Here is a 23,661-nt window from a genome sequence, read left to right as displayed (position 1 = left end):
CGCCCGGCACCCGTGACACTCTCCTGAGAGAGTGCGGGGATGGCGGGCGTTTTCAGTGGTGCTAGAAAGCGCGAAGCTCCTCGGCTACCAAGAAAGCGAGTTCAAGTGACTGCATGTGGTTGAGTCGCGGGTCACACAGCGACTCGTAGCGAGTCGCAAGAGTAGCCTCATCGATCTGCTCTGAACCGCCCAGGCACTCCGTGACATCGTCGCCAGTGAGTTCAATGTGGATACCACCGGGGTAGGTTCCCGCAGCGCGGTGCGACTCGAAGAAGCCCTTGACCTCATCAACAACATCGTCGAAACGACGGGTCTTGTAGCCAGTGGGTGTGGTGAGCCCGTTGCCGTGCATCGGGTCGGTGATCCACAGCGGCGTCGCGTCCATCTCCTTGATGGCCTCAAGCAGAGGCGGGAGCGCGTCGCGAACCTTGCCAGCGCCCATGCGGGTGATGAAGGTCAGACGGCCAGGCTCGCGCTCAGGGTCAAGCTTGTCGATGAGCTGCTTCATGGTCTCGGGCGTCGTAGTCGGACCGAGCTTGACGCCGATCGGGTTACGCAGTCGCGAGAAGTAGTCGATGTGAGCACCATCGAGGTCGCGCGTGCGCTCCCCGATCCACAAGAAGTGGGCGCTCGTGTTGTACGGCGTGCCGGTGCGCGAATCAATGCGCGTCATCGGACGCTCGTAGTCCATGAGGAGACCCTCGTGGCTCGAGTAGAACTCGGTGCGCTTGAGTTCGTCGAAGTCGGCTCCCGCTGCTTCCATGAAGCGCACTGCCTTGTCGATCTCTTTAGCAAGGCTCTCGTACTGGCGATTCGCCGGGTTGGCAGCGAAGCCCTTGTTCCACGAATGAACCTGACGAAGGTCAGCAAAGCCACCCTGCGTGAACGCACGGATGAGGTTCAGGGTCGAGGCTGCCGTGTGGTAACCCTCAACCAGACGAGCAGGATCAGCAGTGCGGGACTCCGGCGTGAAGTCGTAACCGTTGACGATGTCGCCGCGGTAGGCCGGCAACGTGACGTCGCCGCGTGTCTCAGTGTCGCTCGACCGAGGCTTAGCGAACTGGCCGGCCATGCGGCCCATCTTTACGATGGGCTTCGAGGCACCATACGTCAGCACAACAGCCATCTGCAGGATCGTCTTGACACGATCGCTGATCTGCTGCGCAGTCGCGCCCGCAAAAGTCTCGGCACAGTCACCGCCCTGCAAGAGGAACGCTTCGCCCTGAGCCGCACGCGCGAGACGCGTGCGCAGACGATCTACTTCGCCCGCGAAAACCAGGGGCGGCAGCGACGCAATCTTGCTGGATGCTTCGCCAACGGCGTCGGCATCGGGCCACTGTGGCTGCTGTTTGATGGGGAGCGTGCGCCAGTTGTCTAGACCCGCAATCACGGCGGGATCAGCAAGCACGACTGGTTCTGACGGGTCGACCACGAGGAGTTTCCTTCATACAATTACAGCGAAAATGAACGGGTTTGTGACCCACTATGAGCCTACCGGCACAAGTGGGTGCTGAGTGTCACCGTTACAGCACTGCTGCACGGCGAGACGCTTCGGTGAATAGCCCGCCGTTACTAACGACGTGCGGCGCGGTCCTTCACCGAGGTGGCATAGACATCCACATACTCCTGACCGCTAATGCGGTTGAGTTCATACATGATCTCGTCAGTGATCGAGCGAAGGATGAACCGGTCACCCTCCATGCCCTCGAAACGGCTGAAGTCGAGCGGCTCACCGAAGACAATTCCGATGCGGCCCATGCGAGGGATCTTCGTGCCGATGGGCATGACCTTTTCAGTGTCGATCATCGCGACAGGAACAACCGGCACATGGCCTTCAAGAATCATGCGTGCGACTCCAGTACGGCCGCGATACATCTTGCCGTCGGGGCTGCGCGTTCCCTCGGGATAGATGCCGAGTACCTCTCCACGAGCCAAAACCGCTAGGCCGGTGTTGAGCGATGCCTCTGAAGCTTTGCCGCCGGAACGGTCAATCGGCAGCATCCCCGTGCCGTTAAAGAACGCACGCGAGAGCCAGCCCTTAATGCCACGCCCAGTGAAATAGTCACTCTTGGCGAGAAAGAAGATGCGTCGGTCCATGATGAGCGGCAGGAACACCGAGTCGATGAACGACAAGTGATTGCTCGCCAAGATGACGCCGCCCTTGCGAGGAACGTTCTCAAGACCGGAAACCCACGGACGGAAGACGGTCTTCAAGATGGGACCGGCAACCAGATTCTTCATAAACCAATAGAACATGGCACCTCAATTCCTCGTCGCGGGACTCCCCACTCTACCGTTTGCCGGAACGTACCCCACAAACGGGTGCAAATTTTCTCACGCGCCAATGCGCACGTGGTTAGGCGAGCCTGACCTCGCTAGAGTGGAGTAGACCACCTACCGGTGCCAAAGGAGTTGCCGTGAAACAGTTTGATGTACCAGCCCTAGTTGAGGCTGACCCGGAAGCAAACGCTACCGATCTATTGATGGATCGCGTTGCGGCCACACCCAATAACGCGTTGTTCTCGCTCCCCACCGCCAATGGTGGCTGGAGCGATGTGACTTCGTCAGAGTTTCTTACCCAAGTGAAAGCCCTCGCCAAGGGACTAGTCGCTGCTGGCATTGAGCCCGGCGACAAAATTGGCCTCATGTGCAAGACCCGCTATGAGTGGACGCTCATTGACTTCGCGACTTGGTTTGCGGGCGCAGTGCTCGTGCCAATTTACGAGACCAGCTCGCCCAGCCAGATTCTGTGGAACATCACGGACTCCGGCGCGACCGGGATGATCACAGAAACACCCGATCACTTCGCGCGCTTCGACGAGATTCGCGCCGACGTGCCCGGCATCGCCAATCTGTGGCAGATCGATTTGGGAGACCTCGACAAACTCGCCAAGTCGGGCACCGACGTCACCGATGAAGAAATCGAACGTCGCCGTAATCTGGCCAAGGGCTCCGATCTCGCGACGCTGATCTACACCTCGGGAACCACCGGAAAGCCCAAGGGCTGCATCATCACGCACTCCAACTTTGTTGAGCTGTGCCGCAACTCGCAAAAGGCGATCCCCGAAGTCGTCAACCCCGATTCGAGCACGCTGCTCTTCATTACGACAGCGCACATCTTTGCTCGCTTCATCTCGATCCTCTGTGTCCACGGAGGCGTCAAGGTCGGCCACCAGCCTGACACCAAGCTTCTGCTGCCCTCGATGGCGTCGTTCAAGCCGACGTTCCTTTTGGCTGTGCCGCGGGTATTCGAGAAGGTCTACAACTCCTCAGAGCAGAAGGCCGAAGCGGGCGGCAAAGGCAAGATCTTCCGCAAGGCTGCCGATGTCGCGATCGCGCACTCGAAGGCGCTCGACGAGGGACACGTACCGCTGGGGCTCAAGATCCAGTTCGCTGTCTTCGACCGTCTCGTGCTCTCCAAGATTCGCGCAGCACTCGGCGGGCGCGTCAAGTATGCGGTCTCCGGATCTGCACCTCTCGGATTGCGCCTCGGTCACTTCTACCGCAGCCTCGGCCTCACGATCCTCGAGGGCTACGGACTCACCGAGACCACCGCCCCCATATCGGTCAACAAGCCGTCTAACTTCAAGATCGGCAAGGTCGGCCCGCCGCTCCCCGGCGTTTCGGTGCGGATTGCCGACGACGGTGAGATTCAGGCCAAGGGCGTGTGCGTCTTCGACGGGTACTGGAACAACCAGGCTGCCACCGACGACGTCTTTGAAGACGGTTGGTTCAAGACCGGAGATATCGGTCAGTTCGACGACGATGGCTACCTCGAGATCACCGGTCGCAAGAAGGAAATCATTGTGACCGCCGGCGGCAAGAATGTTGCTCCCGCGGCACTCGAAGACCCCATCCGCGCTAACCCGATCATCGGCCAAGTCATCGTCGTTGGTGAACAGCGTCCGTTTATTTCGGCCCTCGTCACCCTCGATGAAGAAATGCTGCCCGTGTGGCTCGCCAACAACGGGCTCGACGCAACCTGGACACTAGAGCAGGCGGCGAAAAATCCTGCAGTACTCGCCGAAGTCCAGCGCGCGATTGACGTGGGAAACTCTCGAGTCTCCCGTGCCGAGTCAATCCGTAAGTTCCACATCCTCGATGCGGACCTCACCGAAGAGAGCGGTCACCTGACGCCCAAGATGAGCATCAAGCGCAATGTGATTCTGGCTGACTTTGCCGATGTAATCGACTCACTGTACTCAAACTCACCGGCGACAGAAGGAATCTCGCTGAAGTAGCACTACACACGCTGAAGGCCCCGTCATACGCAAGTATGGCGGGGCCTTCAGCGTGTGATCCCCCGCAAACGTTCGCTAACGGGCGCACTCAATTACACGCGATCTCTTGAAACGAGAGGGGCGTGATGTGGCTGAGGTTTAGTACCAGGGCGCCTGACGGATTGCGCGCATCGCTTCGCGCTTAGCCTCAGGCTCGAGGCCCTCGATATACAAATGGCCATCGAGATGATCGGTCTCGTGCTGCAACGCCTGAGCCATGAGCCCTTCGCCGCTGAGTTCGACGGGCTCGCCCGCGAGGTCTACTCCCGTGACGCGGGCGAAAGGATAGCGACGGCGTAAAAAATAGAAGCCGGGCACAGACAAGCAGCCCTCATCCACCAGTTCCGACTCCCCCGACACTTCCTCAAGCACCGGGTTGATGATGTAGCCGATATCGCCGTCAATGTTGTAGCTGAATGCGCGCAAGCCGACACCGATTTGGTTAGCGGCGAGGCCGGCGCGGCCAGGCAGCTTGACCGTCTCAATAAGGTCGTCGATGAGGGCAGCAGCACGGGGATCGCCGATGACAATGGGATCGCATGCTGAGCGAAGGACGGGATCGCCAAAAAGGCGAATCTCACGAACAGCCATAGTGTCAGTTAGCCCGAACTGCGGGAAGACCATCCATGACAACCGCCGCGAGTTCGCGAGCAGCAGCCTTGGTCAACCTGTTGAGGTCGCGGTAATGCACAACGGACCCTGTAGCCAAGCTGGGGTCGTAGGGCACGCGAACGATCTCACGCACGCGCGACTTGAAATGAGCCTCGATCTCCTCAAGCTTCACCAAGTTGGTGCCCTGAGTGGCGGTGTTGATAGCCACGACAGCGTTCTTGACGAGATCTTCGTGCCCATTGGATTCGAGCCACGTCAGAGTCTCTGACGCGAGACGCGCTTCGTCTACGCTGCCACCGGAAACGATGACAATCGAGTCAGCTCGCTGCAGCGTTGCCCGCATAACCGAGTGAACAATTCCCGTGCCACAGTCAGTGATAGCGACCGAATAGAAACGCTCGGCCATGTCGGCGACAACGTTGTAGTCGTTTTCGTCGAATGCTTCTGACACATGCGGGTCAGTGTCGGATGCCAAAACGTCGAGGCGAGTCTCGTCACGAGATACCACGGTTTGGAATTCGCTAAACGTGTGGAGCGACTCCGCACGCATCACGACATCGCGAACCGTCGCACGAGTTTGCTTGTCGATTCGCTCGGCAAGCGTTCCGCGGTCGGGGTTGGCATCGATCGCAATAATGCGGTCCTCGCGGGTATCGGCCAAGGCCATCCCCAGAAGAGCTGTGATCGTGGTCTTGCCCACCCCACCCTTGCGCGTGAGAACAGGAACGAAACGCGTTCCACCGACAAAAGTCTTGGTAACACGAGCCTCAAGAGCCTTGCGCTCTTTCACGCGGTACGAATCGCCGAGGTTCACGAGATGGAACGTCGCAGCGTAAACGAGTTCTTGGAAAAATCCCTCGGGCGCCGCGGTGCGGTTCTTCTTGCCAGGGTTGATAAGGCGCTCAGCCGTCAGCATCGTCGCCGTCTCTGGCGTCGTGGTGCGCACCTCGGTGCGCTGGCGACCGCGACGAGTCGTCGGACGGTCTGTTGGTGGCAGCTCCGGAATAACAGCCGCTTCAGGCACGGACTCGGGCGGGATAGTCACAACCGACTCCGGCGCGAACGTGATTGTGGTGGTTGCCATGGAGGCGACATCGACATGATGAGCGTTGACAGCAACATCGTCAATCGCCACGGCAGCTTCATGCTCAGGGGTCTCGCGAACAGCGACCGGCAGCGAGAGCGTGAACGTCACGTTGTCGGTGTTCGGGGCCTGCTCAACCGTCGACTCCTTCGCATCGTGATCGGTCGACGTATCGTGCGCGTCGACGGACGGCTGCACATCAGGTTCATTGCGCTTCGTAGTCACGTATCGATCCCCTCCAGAAAGCAAACACACCACTTTACCGCGTTAACGAGCGAGACGTGACCGATGTGGTTACAACGATCACGTCCCTACCCTACAAACTTCTGCGGTTTAGCTGGGTTCTATTTCCACAAGCAAGTCGCCGCCGTCTACCTGCTGCGTCTTCGGAATGGCCAATCGCTTGACCGTTCCGGCAACGGATGCCGTGATTGCGGCTTCCATCTTCATCGCTTCGATCGAAGCCACAGCGTCGCCGACTGCAACAGTTGTGCCCTCTTCTACCTGCAGCGTGACAACACCGGAGAACGGCGCCGCTACGTGGCCAGGCTTAGACGGATCTGCCTTCTCAGCCGCAGTCGAGTCGACCTTGATGCTCTGATCGCGAATGAACACCGGCCGCAACTGGCCATTCAGGGTCGCCATGACGGTGCGCATTCCCTTCTCGTCAGCCTCGCCGATCGCTTCGAGACCGACGAACAATTGCACGCCCTTCTCGATCTCAACGACGTGCTCGTGACCCTGCTGGATGCCGTAGAGGTAATCCTTGCTATCGAGGGCCGACAAGTCTCCATAGGTTTCGCGAGCCGTCTCAAAGATCTGGGTGGGGCCAGCGAACAGCAACCGGTTGAGCGCTGAACGGCGCTCCTGCGGCTCACCGTCGAGAGCAGCCTGATCTTCAGCGCTGATTTCCTCAATGCCGATCTTGACGTTGCGCCCTTTCAGCACCTTCGAACGGAAGGGCTCAGGCCAGCCACCGGGCAGTTCGCCCAACTCACCAGCCATGAAGCCAATCACCGAATCAGGGATGTCGTACTTGTCCGGGTTCGCTTCGAAGTCGGCAGGGTCGGCGTGCGCTGCAGCAAGAGCTAGCGCCAGGTCGCCAACGACCTTCGAGGACGGGGTGACCTTCGGCGGACGGCCGAGCATCTTGTTTGCCGCAGCGTAGAGGTTCTCAATCGTCTCGAACTGGTCAGCGAGACCCAGCGCAATCGCCTGCTGACGCAGGTTCGACAACTGTCCACCAGGAATTTCGTGGTGGTAGACCCGCCCCGTGGGACCGGGCAGCCCCGATTCGAATGGCGCGTAGGCGTGACGCACAGCCTCCCAGTACGGCTCGAGATCGGAGACCGCGTCGAGCGAGATGCCCGTATCGCGTTCGGTGTGGGCGAGAGCCGCGACCAAAGCCGACATGGATGGCTGACTCGTTGTTCCTGCCATGGGAGCGCTCGCAACATCCACTGCGTCTGCACCGGCACGGGATGCCGCCAGCAGAGTAGCCAGCTGGCCGCCTGCCGTGTCGTGAGTGTGAACGTGCACCGGAGCATCAAAACGTTCACGCAAAGCCGTTACGAGCTTCTCAGCGGCTTCCGCACGCAAGAGACCAGCCATGTCTTTGATCGCGAGCACATGGGCGCCGCTTTCCATGATCTGATCAGCAAGCTTGAGGTAGTAGTCGAGCGTGTAGAGATCCTCATTCGGGTCAAGCAAGTCACCCGTGTAGCAGAGGGCAACTTCAGCAACGGCAGTGCCCGTGTTCAGCACAGCATCGATCGCCGGTCGCATCTGCGAAACATCGTTGAGCGCGTCAAAGATGCGGAAGATATCGACACCGGTATCAGCGGCTTCACGCACGAAGGCATCCGTAACCTCGGTCGGATACGGCGTGTAGCCAACCGTGTTACGACCGCGCAAGAGCATTTGAATCGCGATGTTCGGCAGGGCTTCGCGCATGGACGCGAGACGCTCCCACGGGTCTTCGGCCAGGAACCGCAGCGCAACGTCGTACGTTGCCCCACCCCAGGCCTCGACCGAAAGCAACTCTGGCGTCATGCGTGCCACGTGCGGCATTACCGCGACAAGGTCGCGAGTGCGCACTCGAGTGGCAAGCAACGACTGATGGGCATCGCGGAAAGTTGTTTCGGTCACGGCAAGGGACTTCTGCTCGCGCAGAGCCGAGGCGAACCCGGCCGGGCCGAGCTCCAACAAACGCTGACGCGACCCGGCCGGAGCTTCGACCGAAAGATCGATTGCAGGCAACTTCAATTGCGGGCTGATGATGCCAGCACCGTCGCCATTGGGTTGGTTGACGGTGACGTCGGCCAGCCACGTAAGGATCTTTGTTCCGCGATCCTTGGAACGATGCGAGTTGACGAGCCACGGGCGCTCATCAATGAACGCGGTGCTCAAATCTCCCGCAATGAACTCGGGGTCATCGAGCACTCCCTGAAGGAACGGGATGTTCGTCGTAACACCGCGAAGACGGAACTCAGCGAGTCCACGACGGGCGCGACGCACAGCGGACGCGAAGTCGCGGCCACGGCACGTCATCTTCACGAGCATGGAGTCGAAGTGCGGGGAAATCTGCGAACCAGCAGAGACCGTTCCACCATCCAGACGGATGCCGGCGCCACCAGGTGAGCGGTACGTCGTGATCTTGCCCGTGTCTGGGCGGAAACCGCTAGCGGGATCTTCGGTCGTGATGCGGCACTGCAGAGCCGCTCCACGCAGCTTCAGTTCGTCTTGACGCAGGCCCAAATCTTCTAACGACTCCCCGAAGGCAATTCGCATTTGAGACTGCACGAGGTCAACGTCGGTGACTTCTTCAGTCACCGTGTGCTCAACCTGGATACGCGGGTTCATCTCGATGAAGACGTGTTCGCCCTTACGCTCCCCTGCCGTGTCGAGCAGGAACTCCACCGTGCCGGCGTTGACGTAGTCAATCGACTTCGCAAAAGCGATCGCGTCGCGGTACATCGCTTGACGCGTGTCTTCGTCGAGGTTCGGGGCCGGTGCGATCTCGACAACCTTCTGGTGACGTCGCTGCACCGAGCAGTCACGCTCGAACAAGTGGATGACGCCGCCATGGGCGTCGGCCAAGATTTGGACTTCGATGTGGCGAGGACGAACGACGGCCTGCTCAACAAACATCGTGGGATCACCGAACGCGCTGTCGGCTTCACGCATTGCCTCTTCTAGAGCACCGCGCAAATCTTCTTTTTTCTCGACACGACGCATACCGCGCCCACCACCACCGGCAACAGCCTTGGCGAAGACCGGGAAACCGATCTCGTCGGCACCCGCAATGAGTTCTTCAAGATCCGTGCTGGCAGGAGTCGACTTGAGAACGGGAACTCCCGCTGCAATCGCGTGCTCCTTTGCCGTGACCTTGTTTCCAGCCATTTCGAGCACCTTGGTGGGTGGGCCGATGAAAGCGATACCGGCATCCGCTGCAGCATGCGCGAGCTCAGGGTTCTCAGAAAGGAAGCCATAGCCCGGGTAGATCGCGTCAGCGCCAGACTCTTTGGCGACGCGAATAATCTCGGAAACATCGAGATAGGCGCGGACAGGATGCCCCTCTTCACCAATCTGGTAAGCCTCATCAGCTTTCAGACGATGCACCGAATTTCGGTCTTCGTAGGGGAAAACGGCCACAGTTCTTGCCCCGAGTTCGACAGCCGCACGCATTGCGCGGATAGCAATCTCACCTCGGTTGGCAACGAGAATCTTCTTAAACATTCGGTCCTTCCTGACAAAAACCAAGCCTAGAGTGATTGAACTCTGGCAGTTTCCTCAAGGGTGCGCAAAAGTTGGCGGTGTTTTAGGTTTCTTAACAGTAGTGAAGGTATCGTCGTTACTCGTGCACGTACTTAGCGTTAGTTCCCTCAAGGGGGGCGTCGGAAAGACGACTGTCACGCTTGGGCTCGCTTCGGCGGCTTTCGCTCGCGGTCTTCGAACTCTCGTCGTCGACCTTGATCCCCAGTCCGATGTGTCGACCGGAATGGACATCGATGTCGCCGGCCACCTGAACGTGGCTGACGTACTCGCCTCTCCCAAAGAGAAGATCGTGCGTGCCGCGATCGCGCCGAGTGGCTGGACAAAGGGCCGCCCCGGCAAAGTGGACGTCCTGATTGGTTCGCCTTCGGCTATCAATTTCGATGGACCACACCCGAGCATCCGCGATATCTGGAAGCTTGAAGAAGCCCTCGCGAATGTCGAAGCTGACTATGATCTCGTGCTCATTGACTGCGCACCATCGCTCAATGCCCTCACGCGCACCGCGTGGGCAGCCAGCGACCGCGTAGCTATTGTTACCGAACCTGGCCTTTTCTCGGTCGCCGCCGCTGACCGCGCTCTGCGCGCGATCGAAGAGATCCGTCGCGGCCTCTCCCCTCGTCTTCAGCCGCTCGGCCTCATCGTGAACCGCCTGCGGTCACAATCGCTTGAGCACCAATTCCGCATCAAAGAACTGCGGGACATGTTTGGACCGCTGGTGCTTTCGCCACAGCTTCCCGAGCGCACGTCGCTCCAGCAAGCTCAAGGTGCCGCGAAGCCCCTGCACGTATGGCCGGGTGAGAGCGCGCAAGAAATGGCGCGCTACTTCGACCAACTACTCGACCGCGTCATGCGTGCGGCACGCATGGGCGAATACAGCAACGGCTAGTAACGAACCTCCGGCCTGCGCTGGGGCGCTGAAGCACGTCGTTGTTAGGGCGAGCGCTGTCTGGCTAAGCGGTGTTGTCGCGCCCGAGCACAGCAAGTATCGGACGTGAGCGCGCCAAAAAATTCAGCGCAGCGACTGTGCGCCAGAGAAAAGAAATGCCGGAAGCGGCGCCCAGCAGGGGTTGCTTAGGAGGCGCGGGATGCGCGGCGCTTCGCCAGCTCATCCATGGGATCTTCGCCCTTGACCGTGTCGAGGTCGATGAGGCTTGTTTCGACCTCACGAAGAACCTTGCCTACGGCGATGCCAAAGACTCCCTGGCCGCGGCTAACGAGGTCAATAACTTCGTCGTTGGAAGTGCACAAATAGACACCGGCACCATCACTCATCAGAGTGGTCTGAGCGAGGTCGTGAATGCCGGACTCACGAAGTTGGTTGACAGCGATACGGATCTGCTGAAGCGAGATGCCCGTGTCGAGAAGGCGCTTGACAAGCTTGAGCACCAAGATGTCGCGAAAGCCATAGAGTCGCTGCGAACCTGACCCTGCCGCGCTGCGAACAGTGGGTTCAACAAGCTGAGTGCGAGCCCAGTAGTCGAGCTGACGATAGCTAATGCCGGCTGCGCGCGCGGCGACGGCACCACGGTAGCCGGAGGTGTGATCGAGGTCTGGCATTCCGTCGGTAAAGAGGAGGCCGAGGTCGTAGCGTGACTCTTCGCTACGGTTAACTTCACTCATGGCTTTGCCCCTTTAGTTCTGATTGACCAGCACGAAAACAACGAACCTTCATGTTGAAGTTGACGCTTAGTGTTTCGTGTTACCCCACGGTAGTCACGCCCACCGCCTCTATCAACGACATTCGCAAAAAGTCGGCGGCGTGTCGGAATCAGTCGGATAAAACTGGGCCAACCTCGCGGAACCGCGTTCGGCGCGAGCCGAAAAAACGGTCAACAGATCGACCGTACTACGAATCCATCCGGCTGAGGGCGGATCGGATAAGACTGCTGCGAACAATCTCCAGCTGGCCCGCAATTTCGCGCGCCATCTCCGCAGCACGTGCTCGACTTGACGCGTCCTTGCGACGGGCAACCGGCATTAGGGCGCTCTCAATGAGCCCCAGTTCCCGCTCAGCCGCCGCGCGGAAGCCGCGAAGGTGTCGTGGTTCAATACCGCTGCGCTGAAGCTCCACAAGCGATTTGAGAACCGCAAGCGCGTCTTCACCAAAAACATCGGAGGCAACAATGAGGGACGACGAAATAGCATCGCCCAACAGCATCGGGCTGGCACCGGCCTCGCGGATCAACTCGTCGCGAGTGAGCTTGCGCTCGGCCGACAGCATGGATGCTGCAGCAACGGCGCCACCAGGAAGCTCAGGCGTGCGCCCGGCATCCATCTCTTCCAAATAGCCACGAATGACCTTCAGCGGAAGGTAGTGGTCACGCTGCATCGTGAGAACGAAGCGCAAGCGCTCCATGTCTGCCGACGAAAACTTGCGGTAGCCCGAGGCTGTGCGCGCCGGCGACACCAGTTTGCGCTCCTCGAGGAAGCGCAGCTTCGATGGAGTTAGATCAGGAAACTCTGGGCTGAGCTTGGCAAGAACCTGCCCAATGCTCAGAAGCGCTGGTGCCGGAGTCGAACGCGTCTGACGCGCTACCCCAGCCACTAATTACCAACCGCCGACGCAAGATCGCGACGCGACGGGTAGAACGTGAGCTTGTACTTGCCGATTTGAACCTCAGCACGATCGCGAAGGACAGCAGTGGACTCAATGCGATCGCCGCCAAGATAGGTGCCATTGAGCGACCCCAAATCTTTGACGTCAAATGCTGTGCCTGAACGCAAGAACTCGACATGACGGCGAGACACCGTGACGTCATCGAGAAAAATATCAGCCTCAGGATGACGCCCCACCGTAGTGATGTCAGCATCCAAAAGAAAACGCGCCCCCACGTTTGGGCCGCGGCGAACGATCAACAACGCAGACCCCGAAGGCAATGCGGCGATCGCTTCCTGCTCATCGACGGAAACGTCGACCCCCATAGCGGCGACCTGAGCCGCAAACTCGTGACTGTACGTGGCAGTGGTGTCGATCCGCTCGACAATAGGCTGCGCGGACGTCTCATTTGCCGACTCTACGTCGGCGCCGTGACCATTATTCATTGACTCAACCATCGCAAACCTCCCTGACTGAACAGCGTATCGGATCGGAGCACAACTCAGACCCTCGGGAGGCGAGAAATACGGACGGATTGCGCAACATAGATGAAGCCAGCCCACCAATACAAGAACGCACCCCAGAGCGCGAACGCCCACCCGACTGGATCAGCAACCCCGGCAATTGCCGGGAATGCTTGGCCCAGCATCAAAATGGGCAACGCATAGAACAGTGCAGCCGTGGCAACTTTGCCCAAATGGTGCACCGGTAGCGGGCCAAAACCGTAGTTCGCCGAGATGATTCCCAAAATGACCAGCATGATGTCGCGCCCGACGATGACCAAGAACAACCACCAGGGGATGACGTCGCGCGCGGCGAGACCAATCAGGGCGGCAAAAATAAACAGTCGGTCAGCCGCCGGATCAAGTAACTGGCCGAGCCTCGTGATCTGGTTGAAACGACGAGCAATCACGCCATCGAGATAGTCGCTCAGGCTGGAGAACACGAGCACGATCAGAGCCAGCGCATCTTGGGCCGAGATGATCAAATACAAGAAGACCGGAACCAACGCGAGCCGGATGAAGCTCAAGACATTGGGCACAGTCCACACACGATCGCTGATCTCGGGTGAACTGCGTGTGGCCACCCTCCAAGTCTAGCGATCATCCGCGCGCAAAATGCCGTGAAAGCAACTCAATCTTCTCTGGACGCAGGCGTACCCTTGAATGCATGTCATGCATCCGCTTCAACACTCCAGCCCAGCGGGAACAAATGCGAGCAATGGCCCCCTCGATGCTCACCGCCGAGGAAGCGGCAGAACTCCACCCGGCCCCCGAAGTAACCGCGAGCAAAATCGCGAGGATCCGAATCCTGGCGGCCGACCCCAATCCGAAAATTCGCGAAAGTGCCGCAAGTAACCACAACACGCCCATCGACGTGTTCGAAACGCTCGCCCGCGATACTGACGACGGAGTGCGCGCTTGTGTGGCTCGCAACGAATACGCTCCCTGCGACGTACTCCGGATGCTCGCCGACGACCCCTCGGAGACCGTGCGCGGTTTCCTGGCGATCAACTTCTTTGTTCCCGAAGACACCATGCTCACACTCGCCGCGGACACCAGCGCCACTGTGCAGCGACTCGTGCAGTGGAAAACTGAACTCGCCTCCGCCTGATGGCTGCCGGAGCAGTTCGCGTTGACAGTTGGCTATGGGCGGTGCGCGTCTACAAGACCCGCTCTCAAGCGACTACTGCGTGCCGTGCGGGCCACGTAAAAATTGGTGGCGCGAGTGTCAAAGCAGCGCAAGCAGTGAAAATCGGCGACCAAGTGCGGGTTCGAATTGCCGGATTCGACCGCATCCTGGTCGTCAAGCAGACGATTGTGAAACGCGTTTCAGCAGTGACGGCCGCCGAAAGCTACGTGGACGAGACTCCCCCAGCGCCCACTCGCGAAGAGCGTGCCTTCGCGCCGATGCGTGACCGCGGCGCCGGGCGACCCACCAAACGTGAGCGACGCGACCTTGAGAAGCTGCGCGGCAGAGACAGTGTCGACACCGGCGACGAATGGATGACCGAGCTTTAGCGTTCGGGCGCTTCAGTTTGTTCGGGTGCTTCGGTGTGTTCAGGCGCTTGCAGGAGTGCTTTGGCCCGGGGCTGACGCGACACCAGCCACACAACGACGCCGACAGAAGCAGAGGCCGCGACTACCCCGAGCAAGAACACAACGTTGTTGATGCTCGCGCCCGTTGTGGCGGCCCATGACTCTGCACGGTACTGAGCGGTGATCGGGACGAAACCGCCCAGCGACGCGGTTCCGTCGCTGACCAACAGAAGGACGCCAATCCCGATCGTGAGCGCGCCAGAAATGATCATGGTCCACGAATTTGACCAGCTCCGGATCGTGAGCGTGCGCGGACGCAGCCATGACCGACCACGCGCCCCCACACGCTTCCACACCGCAGCAAGCACGAGTAGAGGGACCGTGAGCCCGAGCGCATAGAGCGTAAGCATGATGGCGCCGTAGGCAGCGTTTCCGCTCAGTGCCGCAACCGCGAGCACCGATCCAAGGATAGGGCCAGCGCAGACACCGGCGACCGCGTAAACCATGCCGAGGGCGAAGACGGAAACTGCCGAGGTTCGATCTGTCGCGGCATCCGCGTTTTCGGTTCGGCTGAAACCGGGAATCGGGATGCCGAACAGCTGAATCGCTCCGGCGACGATCACCACGATTGCTGCGCCAACCACGAGAGCACCGCGATGCTCATTGACGAGTGACCCCAGCGTGGCCGAAAACACTCCCAGCGGAACCAACGTGGTCACCAAACCACCGAAAAACAATCCCGTTCGCGCAAAAAGCTTCGCCGCTGAACCAAACGCATAGGCGAAAAACGCCGGCAACAGCATGACTGAGCACGGGCTCAATAGCGCGAACAATCCGCCGATGAATGCCCCGGCGTAACCGATGTCCACCGTTACTGGCCGGCCAATCGGAGCTGCTCATCGATTACGTCGCGGAAGACCTGAAGAGGCTGAGCACCCGCGATCGGCACATCGTCGATCACAATGGACGGCACGCTCGTGACGCCAATTTGCTGCGCTTCGGACACGTTCGCCTGAACCCGTGCGATCAGAGCCGGACTACTGAGATCTGCCTCAAACTGGGCAAGATCGGGCACCCCAATGTCGCGAGCGTACGCAAGAAGTTTTTCTTTGTCGATCTCGAGATGTCCCGTTTCGGGCGCCGATTCATACACTGCTGTGTTGTATTCCCAAAAGAGGCCTTGCTCGCCCGCCGCGTGGGCTGCAACAGCCGCCAACACCGAGGTTTCACCAAAAATGGGGTAGTCGCGCCATTCGATGCGCAGCTGCCCGGAGTCGACGTATTCGCTGATCAGTTCAGGAAGGGTCTCGCGCGACAACACCCCGCAGAAAGGACAGCGATAGTCCGCATATTCGACGAGGACGACGGGAGCATCAATCGCTCCCATCGCCGTAGGGTCTCCATCGATTCGACGAGCCAAGTCAATCGTGGGCTGGCTGCCCTCCTCGGCAGAGACCGACGGCAATGCCTGAGGCGTTGACGAACCGGAGTTTGCCTGGGCACCGGCTACGAACGCGACGGCGAGAAGCGCGAGCGCGCCTAGCCCGCCGAGTAGCATGACGAGCTGTTTGCGGGAATACTTGCGGCCGCCCTGTCGAGCTCGGTTCGACTGTGGCTTGCCGCTGTTTTTCACGCTACAGATCCTCTCGGGGTACTCAACTACCCTGCTCCTCGACCCCAAGAAGAGCCACTCTCCACCCTACCCAGTGACAGCACACCCGAGCGCCAGAGCGCTGCCCGCCACCACGCTCACCTCGCGCTGTTAGTGTGGTTTGCTCGCGGCACCGTCGAGCCACAGCGTGTCTGACTCATCGCGATGCGTGCCCGACGTGCCGACATGTGTGGAGTCGATACGCGCACCCTTCTTGATGACGTGAACAATTGCCATGCCATGTCCACGGCCCAGCTGGTAATCGCTCGCGAGCCACTCAAGGATCTCTCCCGCTTTCGCCGAGTCATCGACGAAACCCTTCTCTGCCGCCTTCGCTATCAATTGCCGCGGCGTGAGCCCTGTCTTTTTCTCGACCGCATCGAGATATGCCTGAAATGACATGAGCAGCCCCTCCTAGTCTTCGGAGAGCAGTGCGTCGATTTGGCCGATAGCCTCTCGCATGCCTTCTTCCATGCCCATCTTCACCATTTCTTCGAGCTGCTCTGCAGACGCGAAACCCGACAGGATCGTCAGCCGGGTGCCGCCGTCGATGGGCTCGAACGTCAGAAGAGCGGTCGTAACACCGATATCCCCCGAGGGTTCGCCTTGGTCATCCGCAAACTCATCTTCGATGGAAACTTCGCGCGGCTCGGTAATCGACAAGATGCGCCACATACCGTGCATTCGCTCACCATCAGGACCTTGCATGAAGTAATGCGCGCGCCCACCCGGCACAAACTCGTAGCGCACGAAAGTTGCCGGCCACTCGGGCGGCCCCCACCAGCGCTCGAGCTGACGCGGATCGCTCACCAGCTGCCAAGCGCGTTCAAGAGACGCAGCAAGTTCGGTGGTGGTCGTCAGGGTGAGTGCTTCAGGATCAGTGTGAGTTGTGACGTTCATTGCTTCACCATTTCTTTAGTCGTGAGGGATATCGGCCCGAGTCCCTGAACTCGTGGGGCTCGGTGGTGCCTCAGTGGTTGCGTCATCCCGCAACACGTCAGCCATTTGCAGTGCACGCTGCTTCCACACCGCTTCGAAGTGAGAAAGAAGCTTTTGGATGTGATGAATGGACACGAGATTGCCGCTGACAATCTGCTCGCGACCCTGGCGGGACTTTGTCACCAACCCTGCTGCCTGCAGGACGGCCACGTGCTTTTGCACTGCGGCGAAACTCATGTCGTAGCGCTCGGCGAGACGCGACACTGAAGCATTTTCGTGCAGCACGCGATCGACGATGTCACGTCGGGTGGCATCGGCGAGGGCGCCGAACATCGCGTCAACTTCGGAGTCTGTCAATTCATATACAACCATTTGGTTGTATATTATGGCAGCGAGAAAATCAGCGCAAGAGGTAGTGAGAAAACTATCTCCGCAGTCTCGCGCCGGGGAAAGCTAGACCTTGCGCAGCGTCAAGATTTGCTCGGCGCGACCGAACGGCCCCCGCTCGTCGTGGAGCACCGTGGAGGTCAGGCCAATGCCATCGGAGCCAAAGTTCACCGCATTCTCGAGACCGAGCCACTCTCCGGCCGGCAGTCGATATAAGTGCACCTGCAGGTCGACATTGGGAAAGGCGTACCCGCCCACTCCCGGCTTGACGCGAGTCGCGATGCCGTTGCTGGTGTCCACAAGGCCAGTCAGCCGAGCGAAGTCACTCACCGGCTCATTAGCGAGCAAGGGATACGGCGTGCGCAACCACACCCGGCCACTGCCCGACGCGTGCTCGGGAAGCGCCCGCGCCTCAATCGATTGGATGTAGCCGCCGGGCCACTCGGAAAGGTTCACTGGCTCCCCCGCGAGCTCGCGGCCGGGCATCCGTTGATCGACGATCCCCTCAACCTCTGAGGTATCCGAAATCTGGAGACGCCACGCCGTCGCGCGCACGGCAACGCGGCCACCCGCGGTGAGCTCCGCTTGCACGAGTTCAATCGTGCGGCCAGGACGAACGACTGACGTCACAATGTCGAATTCGCCCGCGGGGATGAGACCCAAGATCTCGTAACTAATGCGAGCGATGCGGAGGCCTTCGCGTGCCTCAAATGCTTCAAGGACGTGCGCGAGAATACCGGCGACCGGAGCCATGTGTTGCTCGTGGGGATTCCACGCGCCCTGTGCATGAATGGTCGACTCAAAATGGGTGGCATCGTGTCGGAGATAGTAAGACTCTGCTGGTGTGGTCACTCCCCCAGACTAGTTAGCTCGTCGCTCGCCGTCATCGTTTCAACGCCTGCAGCCTTCAACGCCCTGCAGGGTTGTTAGTGCGAGCGAAGCAACTTGATCACTTCGGATTTCGTGAGCGACGAATAGCCGTGGAGGCCCAGCTCTCTAGCCCGCTTCTTGAGGTCTGCCACGGTCCAGTCCTCATACGAACCGGCTTCTCCCCCGCGATGGCCGACCTCAGAACGCCCATCTCGTGCGGCGGCGTTAGAAATACGGGCCGCTTTCTCTGCGGAGGCGCCATCATCTCTCAACGACTCATACAGTTCGGGATCCTTAAGGCGTGAATTCTTGTTCTTAGGCATCTGCCTTCACCTTTCTGACGTCGTCGAGCACGGCTGTGCTCGTTCAGCGAAACAGTACGCACAGCAGCCGACGTTCTTGGCGATTGTGCGAAAACGCTCAGTGAGCGCGAACCAAACACCCAGCAACCCAGCGGCGACAGCGGGAGCGACAGTGAGTCCGACGAAGACCGCGCTAGAAGAGGGTCGGTTGCGGCATTGCGCGCGCCGCCAGCTCGGGTGGCATTTCTTCCGCGATTAACGATCGGCCAATGAGACCAGAATGAACCGGAGTGCGAGCTCGGGAACCGACAATGCCTGTCGCCGGATCGAGCAGCGTTCTCTCTAAGCCATGACGCCGGATGATCGGCTTCAGTTTGGCTGCCAGCCACTGTCGATATTCCTTGGGGGCATAGTTGCCTCGCGAATACATCGAACGATATTTGCCCAGCAATTCCGGATGCGCCTGCTCAAGCCACCCGAGGTACCACTCCTTCGTTCCCTGCTTCAAGTGCAACGCCGAGTACGTAATCGAGGTTGCCCCTGCCTCTTTCGCCTGAGAAACGGCACGCTCAAGATGGTCTCGCGTGTCGGTCAAGAAGGGCAGAATCGGCATCAAGAAGATAGCGCAATCGAGTCCGGCATCACGCACAGCGCTCACCGTGGCCAAGCGAGCCTTCGCGGTGGGCGTGCCCGGCTCGACCGACTGCTGAAGCTCGTCGTCGTAAATCGCGATCGACATGCCCACATCAACCGGGACATGCTCGCTTGCCTCTGACAAGAGGGCAAGATCACGCCGCAACAGCGTGCCCTTCGTCAAGATTGACAAGGGCGTTCCGGACCCCGCGAGGGCGGCGATGATGCCGGGCATCAGCCGATAACGACCCTCAGCGCGCTGGTACGGATCCGTGTTCGTGCCGAGCGCGACCGGATGCCGCCCCCAACTGGGTTTACTCAGCTCCCTAGCCAACACCTCAGCCACATTCACCTTGACGATGATCTGCGTGTCGAAGTCTTTGCCCGCGTCGAGATCGAGGAACTCGTGGGTGGGACGGGCGAAGCAGTACGTGCACTGGTGGAGACATCCACGCATGGGGTTGATGGTCCAGCCGAACGGCATATCACTGGCGGTGGGCACCTTGTTGAGCGCGCTCTTGGCGGCGACTTCGTAAAACGTGACGCCGTCGAATTCAGGGGTTCGCACTGTGCGCACCAGGTTGTTGAGCTTGGCGAGACCGGGCAGCGCGTCGGGAGCCTCACTGCCAATTTGTTGCCCACTCCATCGCATTGAGCCATTCGAACATATGTTCGAATAACGCGCAAGCCGACGCGCCCGCAGCTAGGCCGCGGACACCAGCTCCCGCGCGAACTGTGCAATATCGCGAACCTGAGCCGAATCTCTCGTGAGCTTGGCCGTCGTGAGCGCACCGTCGTAGAGAACAATGAGCCGCGTGATCACACCCTCGGCCGCATCCGGACCAATGATGTGGGACACATGACTGCGAAGCACCCGGCGGTAGCGGGCAATTGATGACTGCACGTCAGCCATATCGGGGCACTCGATGGCCGCATTAGTGAAGGGGCAGCCGTAAAAAGTGCCCTCATCGACTTGATCGGCGACTGCAGTGAAGAGACGCGCGACGCGTTCGGCGGTCGAGGCATGCTCGTCGTCGAACTCCGTTACCCGATCTAGCCAGGCATCCGCCTCTTCATCGAGGTAGGCCGCAATGAGAGCTTCTTTGCTCGGGAAGTGGTGATACATGCTGCCTTTCGCCACCCCCGCTTTGGCGATCACCGTATCGATTCCCGTGGCATTGATGCCGTGCGTATAGAAGAGATCCGCCGCAGTAGCGAGGAGTTTCATTCGCGAAGTCACGCGGATCTGAGGAGTTTCTGAGGCCATGTTGCAATTCTAGACGAACCCGTCTATATTTTCTAGACGGATCCGTCTAGAAACGCTGGATGGCCAACACAAGGAGTTTTCAATGTCAGACCTCAAGATCGCCGTCGTCATCCTCGAAACGCTCGAGAACAACAACGCTCGCGTCTACCGCGGCCTCAAAACCGCTCTCGAATTCAAGGCTGCTGGCGACGATGTGATCGTCATGTTCGACGGTTCAGGCGTTGAGACCCTCGCGAAGATCGCTGACGCTAGCCACCCCATGCACGGCCTTGTTACCGCTCTTGGCGACACGATCATCGGCGCCTGCGAGTTCTGCTCCAAGTCGCACAATGTGTTCGAGCCCATTCGCGATGGCGGCTTCCCGCTGCTTTCCGACAACGGCGGCGAAGCCAGCGTTCGCAAGCTCGTTGTCGACGGCTACCAGATCATGAACTACTAGCGCCAACTCCTCCGAGCAGCGCAACGGCCCGGCGTGAGCCACCACAACGGTGGGCACCCGGGCCGTGCACAGTTGCTCATCGTCGTGAAGCGAGAACGCGCACTGCAACCAATCCGAGGATGACGCCGAAAATCAAGTGGCCCATCAAAGACAAGAGCGCCGCGGTATCGATAGCGAAGAGCGCACCGCCGAGCATGAGCGGCATCATCATGAGAGGCCCAAGGACCCACCAGATCGCGCCGTAGACGAAGCCCACGACGGCGCCGCGAGCGTAGCTCGTCAGAAGCAGGTTGCCGAAGAGGACCGTAAGACCGATTCCGATCATGATCGAGATCATCAGGTGAACGAGAAATCCCACGACGGCCGATTCAGAGCCAACCATCATGGCGAGAGTGGGCAGCATGCCCATCATTGCCATCATCATCCCGAAGACGACACCGCCGGCAACGCCGCCGATGACACCCGCCAGAGCGCGGCGACCGACCGAGGCGGACGTGTGAGAGGTGGAAGTTTTCTTCGCGGTGGTGGAGTTATTTGTTGCAGTCATTGAACTACCTTCCAATAGGTGTTGCGTGTAATTGGCGACACTACGGAAGGGTTGAGACGAGTTCAGCAACCTCGAATACACAGCGACGATCGAGGCCGAGACCGACGCCGTCAACGCCGAAGAATGGCGATAATTCGCCGCACAATTGAGCACCGCTGGCTCGCGAGCAGTGCTAGCGCTGCTATCGTCGTGGGAGTGTTTTCTAAAGTGACTGTTCCCACAACTCTCCAGACGCGAGACGGCGAAATGATTCTTCGCTACTCCGCTCTTGGCGACATCGACACCATTCTGCAACTGCTCGCAGACGACGCGATTAGCGCGCTGCGAGGCGATACTGCCCGCCCAGAAGACCGCCCCGCCTACGAAAAGGCGTTCCACGCCATCGCCACGACGCCCGCGAATGCCCTCCTCGTTGTCGAAGCGCCCTCGGGCGATGTCGTCGCCACCATGCAATTGACTGCGATTCCCGGCATGGCCCGCCGTGGCTCGCACCGCCTCCAAGTTGAAGCCGTGCGCGTAGCCGCGAGCCAGCGTTCGAGCGGAATCGGCGGCGCCATGATGCGCTGGGTTATCGACACCGCAGCGCCCACGCTTGGCGCCTCCCTCATCCAGCTCACTTCTGATGAAGCACGCACTGACGCCCACCGGTTCTACACGAAGCTTGGCTTCGAAGCGTCGCACATCGGTTTCAAGTACGCCGTCGACCTGCACCGCGAGACCCCCGCACAGTAGACGCGGGTTCGCGGTGCACTAGTCACGGCAGATGATTCCTAACGCCGATAGCGTGCGCCCGCATGCTCCGCCGGGAGCCTGTTGCCGCGCCCGTGCAGCTTGTGTCGCAGCGTGCCTTCCACGTATTCCTCGGGATAGGTTCCGCGCGCCCTAAGCACAGGAATGACGTGCTCGACTACATCCTCGAATGTGCCGGGCGTGATGGCGTAGGCCAGGTTGAACCCGTCGACATCTGTCTCTGCCACCCACGCCTCGAGCTCATCGGCGATCTCTTCGCCAGAGCCGATAATGAACGGCCCCAGGCCACCAATCGCACCGAGCCGAGCGATGTCCCGAACCTTCCATTCGCTGCCGTCGTCATTGGCCTGCTGAAAGTTCGCCACCGTCGACTGGATTGCATTGCTCTTGACATTGCCGATGGGCTCATCGAGGTCGTACTGCGAGAGGTCGATGCCCATCCATCCCGACATGAACACCAACGCACCTTCTTCGCTGGCGTAGCTCAAGTAGTCGGCATACTTCGCGTGAGCTTTCTCCGTTGTCTCATCCGTGATAATCGTCAGAAGCGTGTAGATGCGCGCTGAGTAGCGATCGCGCCCGGCCTCTTCGAGAGCATCCCGGATGCGAGCAACCGTTGCCTTGAGCCCCGCCTTGGTCGATGCCGCAACAAAGATCGCTTCCGCGTTGCCTGCGGCGAACTGGATTCCTCGTGGCGAAGCACCGGCTTGGTAAATGACCGGTGTTCGCTGCACCGACGGTTCTGACAAGTGGATGCCGGGAACCGTGAAGTGTTTGCCCTTGTGCTCGATGTCGTGCACCTTGCTCGGGTCAGTGAACACACCGGACTCTCGGTCACGGATAACCGCATCGTCTTCCCACGACCCCTCCCACAGTTTGTAGAGCACCTCAAGGTATTCGTCAGCGTGGTCGTAACGATCGTCGTGTTCGAGCTGATCGTCGTTGCCCATGTTGCGAGCAGCCGAGGGGAGATAGCCCGTGACAACGTTCCAGCCGACCCTGCCCTTTGTGAGGTGATCAAGCGTCGACATCCGCCGAGCGAATGGGTACGGATGTTCGTAGGCGGTTCCCGCCGTGATGCCGAATCCGAGGTTCTCGGTGACATGCGCCATGGCCGAGACGAGCAACAGCGGATCGTTCACCGGGACCTGAGCGCCGTGGCGGATCGCGGCCTCGTTCGAGCCGGCGTAGACGTCGTAGGTGCCGAGGACATCCGCAATGAAGATGCCGTCAAAGGTTCCCTTTTCGAGTAGCTGCGCGAGTTCGGTCCAGTAATTGAGGTCTTTGTAGCGCCACGATTGGTCGTCGGGATGGCGCCACATTCCGGAGGACTGGTGAGCGACGCAGTTCATGTCGAAGGCGTTGAAGCGAATTTGTCTAGGCATGCCCTTATGGTGCGCCGCAGCCGTCACCTCCGCACGTCATGGCGAAACAATCGGCGAAACAGAAGGACACATATCGACATATTCTCGCTTCGTCGCGTGCTCG

General features: G+C 59.8%; 26 protein-coding genes. 6 read left to right on the top strand and 20 right to left on the bottom strand.

The window, feature by feature from the left end; all coding sequences use genetic code 11:
• Window positions 1-61: 61 nt before the first annotated feature.
• Together I6E52_RS00565 and I6E52_RS00560 are read right to left on the bottom strand one after the other, a co-directional pair.
• Window positions 62-1,432: a class II 3-deoxy-7-phosphoheptulonate synthase gene (locus tag I6E52_RS00565; RefSeq protein WP_307842297.1), complete on the bottom strand. Its 1,371-nt coding sequence runs from the start codon at window positions 1,430-1,432 to the stop codon at window positions 62-64.
• A gap of 140 nt (window positions 1,433-1,572) precedes the next feature.
• Window positions 1,573-2,256 carry a 1-acyl-sn-glycerol-3-phosphate acyltransferase gene (locus I6E52_RS00560; protein WP_197105512.1) on the bottom strand — a complete coding sequence of 228 codons (684 nt, stop codon included), beginning with the start codon at window positions 2,254-2,256 and terminating at the stop codon, window positions 1,573-1,575.
• 161 nt (window positions 2,257-2,417) lie between these two features.
• Between I6E52_RS00560 and I6E52_RS00555 the strand changes: the two genes are divergently transcribed.
• Window positions 2,418-4,241, top strand: coding sequence for a long-chain fatty acid--CoA ligase (locus tag I6E52_RS00555; RefSeq protein WP_197154203.1), 1,824 nt, complete (start codon window positions 2,418-2,420; stop codon window positions 4,239-4,241).
• A 138-nt stretch (window positions 4,242-4,379) separates the two neighbouring features.
• Here the strand turns inward: I6E52_RS00555 and I6E52_RS00550 are convergent, their stop codons facing one another.
• From I6E52_RS00550 to I6E52_RS00540, 3 genes are all read right to left on the bottom strand, one after another.
• Window positions 4,380-4,871 (bottom strand): peptide deformylase, encoded by a 492-nt coding sequence (locus tag I6E52_RS00550; RefSeq protein ID WP_197124932.1) that lies wholly within the window; start codon window positions 4,869-4,871, stop codon window positions 4,380-4,382.
• 4 nt (window positions 4,872-4,875) lie between these two features.
• Window positions 4,876-6,201, bottom strand: a complete 1,326-nt coding sequence (locus tag I6E52_RS00545; RefSeq protein WP_197154202.1) for a MinD/ParA family protein — start codon at window positions 6,199-6,201, stop codon at window positions 4,876-4,878.
• A 108-nt stretch (window positions 6,202-6,309) separates the two neighbouring features.
• Window positions 6,310-9,714, bottom strand: coding sequence for a pyruvate carboxylase (locus I6E52_RS00540; RefSeq protein WP_197154201.1), 3,405 nt, complete (start codon window positions 9,712-9,714; stop codon window positions 6,310-6,312).
• A gap of 121 nt (window positions 9,715-9,835) precedes the next feature.
• Between I6E52_RS00540 and I6E52_RS00535 the strand changes: the two genes are divergently transcribed.
• Window positions 9,836-10,639, top strand: coding sequence for a ParA family protein (locus I6E52_RS00535; protein ID WP_197124939.1), 804 nt, complete (start codon window positions 9,836-9,838; stop codon window positions 10,637-10,639).
• Between the two features lie 185 nt (window positions 10,640-10,824).
• Here the strand turns inward: I6E52_RS00535 and I6E52_RS00530 are convergent, their stop codons facing one another.
• The 4 genes from I6E52_RS00530 to I6E52_RS00515 all read right to left on the bottom strand — a co-directional run bounded on the left by I6E52_RS00530 (window position 10,825) and on the right by I6E52_RS00515 (window position 13,436).
• Window positions 10,825-11,373, bottom strand: coding sequence for a MerR family transcriptional regulator (locus I6E52_RS00530; RefSeq protein WP_197124941.1), 549 nt, complete (start codon window positions 11,371-11,373; stop codon window positions 10,825-10,827).
• A 226-nt stretch (window positions 11,374-11,599) separates the two neighbouring features.
• Entirely contained in the window at window positions 11,600-12,298 is a 699-nt protein-coding gene (locus tag I6E52_RS00525) for a MerR family transcriptional regulator (protein WP_197124943.1), read from the bottom strand.
• Complete coding sequence (locus tag I6E52_RS00520; RefSeq protein ID WP_197124945.1) at window positions 12,298-12,807, bottom strand: FHA domain-containing protein; 510 nt, start codon at window positions 12,805-12,807, stop codon at window positions 12,298-12,300. The genes I6E52_RS00525 and I6E52_RS00520 overlap by 1 nt, the downstream gene beginning before the upstream one ends.
• 44 nt (window positions 12,808-12,851) lie before the next feature.
• Window positions 12,852-13,436 (bottom strand): CDP-alcohol phosphatidyltransferase family protein, encoded by a 585-nt coding sequence (locus I6E52_RS00515; RefSeq protein WP_197154200.1) that lies wholly within the window; start codon window positions 13,434-13,436, stop codon window positions 12,852-12,854.
• Between the two features lie 83 nt (window positions 13,437-13,519).
• On the opposite strand from I6E52_RS00515, the gene I6E52_RS00510 reads away from it, so the two are divergent.
• Both I6E52_RS00510 and I6E52_RS00505 read left to right on the top strand, forming a co-directional pair.
• Window positions 13,520-13,963 carry a hypothetical protein gene (locus I6E52_RS00510; protein WP_197154199.1) on the top strand — a complete coding sequence of 148 codons (444 nt, stop codon included), beginning with the start codon at window positions 13,520-13,522 and terminating at the stop codon, window positions 13,961-13,963.
• Window positions 13,963-14,370: an RNA-binding S4 domain-containing protein gene (locus I6E52_RS00505; protein WP_197154198.1), complete on the top strand. Its 408-nt coding sequence runs from the start codon at window positions 13,963-13,965 to the stop codon at window positions 14,368-14,370. Before I6E52_RS00510 ends, I6E52_RS00505 begins: the two co-directional genes overlap by 1 nt.
• On the opposite strand, the gene I6E52_RS00500 is transcribed toward I6E52_RS00505, so the two are convergent.
• The 9 genes from I6E52_RS00500 to I6E52_RS00460 all read right to left on the bottom strand — a co-directional run bounded on the left by I6E52_RS00500 (window position 14,367) and on the right by I6E52_RS00460 (window position 20,437).
• Window positions 14,367-15,257: a cytochrome c biogenesis CcdA family protein gene (locus I6E52_RS00500; RefSeq protein WP_197154196.1), complete on the bottom strand. Its 891-nt coding sequence runs from the start codon at window positions 15,255-15,257 to the stop codon at window positions 14,367-14,369. The genes I6E52_RS00505 and I6E52_RS00500 overlap by 4 nt on opposite strands.
• A gap of 2 nt (window positions 15,258-15,259) precedes the next feature.
• Complete coding sequence (locus I6E52_RS00495) at window positions 15,260-16,021, bottom strand: thioredoxin domain-containing protein (RefSeq protein ID WP_197154194.1); 762 nt, start codon at window positions 16,019-16,021, stop codon at window positions 15,260-15,262.
• A 129-nt stretch (window positions 16,022-16,150) separates the two neighbouring features.
• The gene (locus I6E52_RS00490; protein WP_197154192.1) at window positions 16,151-16,441 is read right to left on the bottom strand and encodes a DUF4287 domain-containing protein; all 291 of its coding nucleotides are present in this window, start codon (window positions 16,439-16,441) and stop codon (window positions 16,151-16,153) included.
• 12 nt (window positions 16,442-16,453) lie between these two features.
• Window positions 16,454-16,939, bottom strand: a complete 486-nt coding sequence (locus tag I6E52_RS00485; RefSeq protein ID WP_197154190.1) for an SRPBCC domain-containing protein — start codon at window positions 16,937-16,939, stop codon at window positions 16,454-16,456.
• Between the two features lie 15 nt (window positions 16,940-16,954).
• Window positions 16,955-17,350, bottom strand: coding sequence for a metalloregulator ArsR/SmtB family transcription factor (locus I6E52_RS00480; protein WP_197154188.1), 396 nt, complete (start codon window positions 17,348-17,350; stop codon window positions 16,955-16,957).
• 81 nt (window positions 17,351-17,431) lie between these two features.
• Complete coding sequence (locus tag I6E52_RS00475; protein ID WP_197154186.1) at window positions 17,432-18,217, bottom strand: thioesterase family protein; 786 nt, start codon at window positions 18,215-18,217, stop codon at window positions 17,432-17,434.
• A 74-nt stretch (window positions 18,218-18,291) separates the two neighbouring features.
• Entirely contained in the window at window positions 18,292-18,558 is a 267-nt protein-coding gene (locus I6E52_RS00470; protein WP_197154184.1) for a Rho termination factor N-terminal domain-containing protein, read from the bottom strand.
• 172 nt (window positions 18,559-18,730) lie between these two features.
• Window positions 18,731-19,822: an Rv2578c family radical SAM protein gene (locus I6E52_RS00465; RefSeq protein ID WP_197154182.1), complete on the bottom strand. Its 1,092-nt coding sequence runs from the start codon at window positions 19,820-19,822 to the stop codon at window positions 18,731-18,733.
• A 51-nt stretch (window positions 19,823-19,873) separates the two neighbouring features.
• Window positions 19,874-20,437: a TetR/AcrR family transcriptional regulator gene (locus tag I6E52_RS00460; protein WP_197154180.1), complete on the bottom strand. Its 564-nt coding sequence runs from the start codon at window positions 20,435-20,437 to the stop codon at window positions 19,874-19,876.
• An 82-nt stretch (window positions 20,438-20,519) separates the two neighbouring features.
• Here I6E52_RS00460 and I6E52_RS00455 point away from each other — a divergent pair, with 82 nt between their 5' ends.
• Window positions 20,520-20,876, top strand: coding sequence for a sulfur reduction protein DsrE (locus I6E52_RS00455; protein ID WP_197135410.1), 357 nt, complete (start codon window positions 20,520-20,522; stop codon window positions 20,874-20,876).
• Window positions 20,877-20,952: 76 nt separating this feature from the next.
• Here I6E52_RS00455 and I6E52_RS00450 read toward each other — a convergent pair whose 3' ends face one another.
• Entirely contained in the window at window positions 20,953-21,423 is a 471-nt protein-coding gene (locus I6E52_RS00450) for a hypothetical protein (protein WP_231601717.1), read from the bottom strand.
• A 246-nt stretch (window positions 21,424-21,669) separates the two neighbouring features.
• Between I6E52_RS00450 and I6E52_RS00445 the strand changes: the two genes are divergently transcribed.
• Entirely contained in the window at window positions 21,670-22,155 is a 486-nt protein-coding gene (locus I6E52_RS00445) for a GNAT family N-acetyltransferase (protein ID WP_197137924.1), read from the top strand.
• A gap of 38 nt (window positions 22,156-22,193) precedes the next feature.
• Here I6E52_RS00445 and I6E52_RS00440 read toward each other — a convergent pair whose 3' ends face one another.
• Window positions 22,194-23,558 carry an LLM class flavin-dependent oxidoreductase gene (locus I6E52_RS00440; RefSeq protein ID WP_197154178.1) on the bottom strand — a complete coding sequence of 455 codons (1,365 nt, stop codon included), beginning with the start codon at window positions 23,556-23,558 and terminating at the stop codon, window positions 22,194-22,196.
• Window positions 23,559-23,661: the final 103 nt, after the last annotated feature.

This window comes from Salinibacterium sp. NG253, assembly GCF_015864945.1.
Classification (GTDB): Bacteria; Actinomycetota; Actinomycetes; order Actinomycetales; family Microbacteriaceae; genus Rhodoglobus.
The sequence above is the reverse complement of the archived record's forward strand: the minus strand, read 5'-3'. Positions and strand labels throughout refer to the sequence as shown.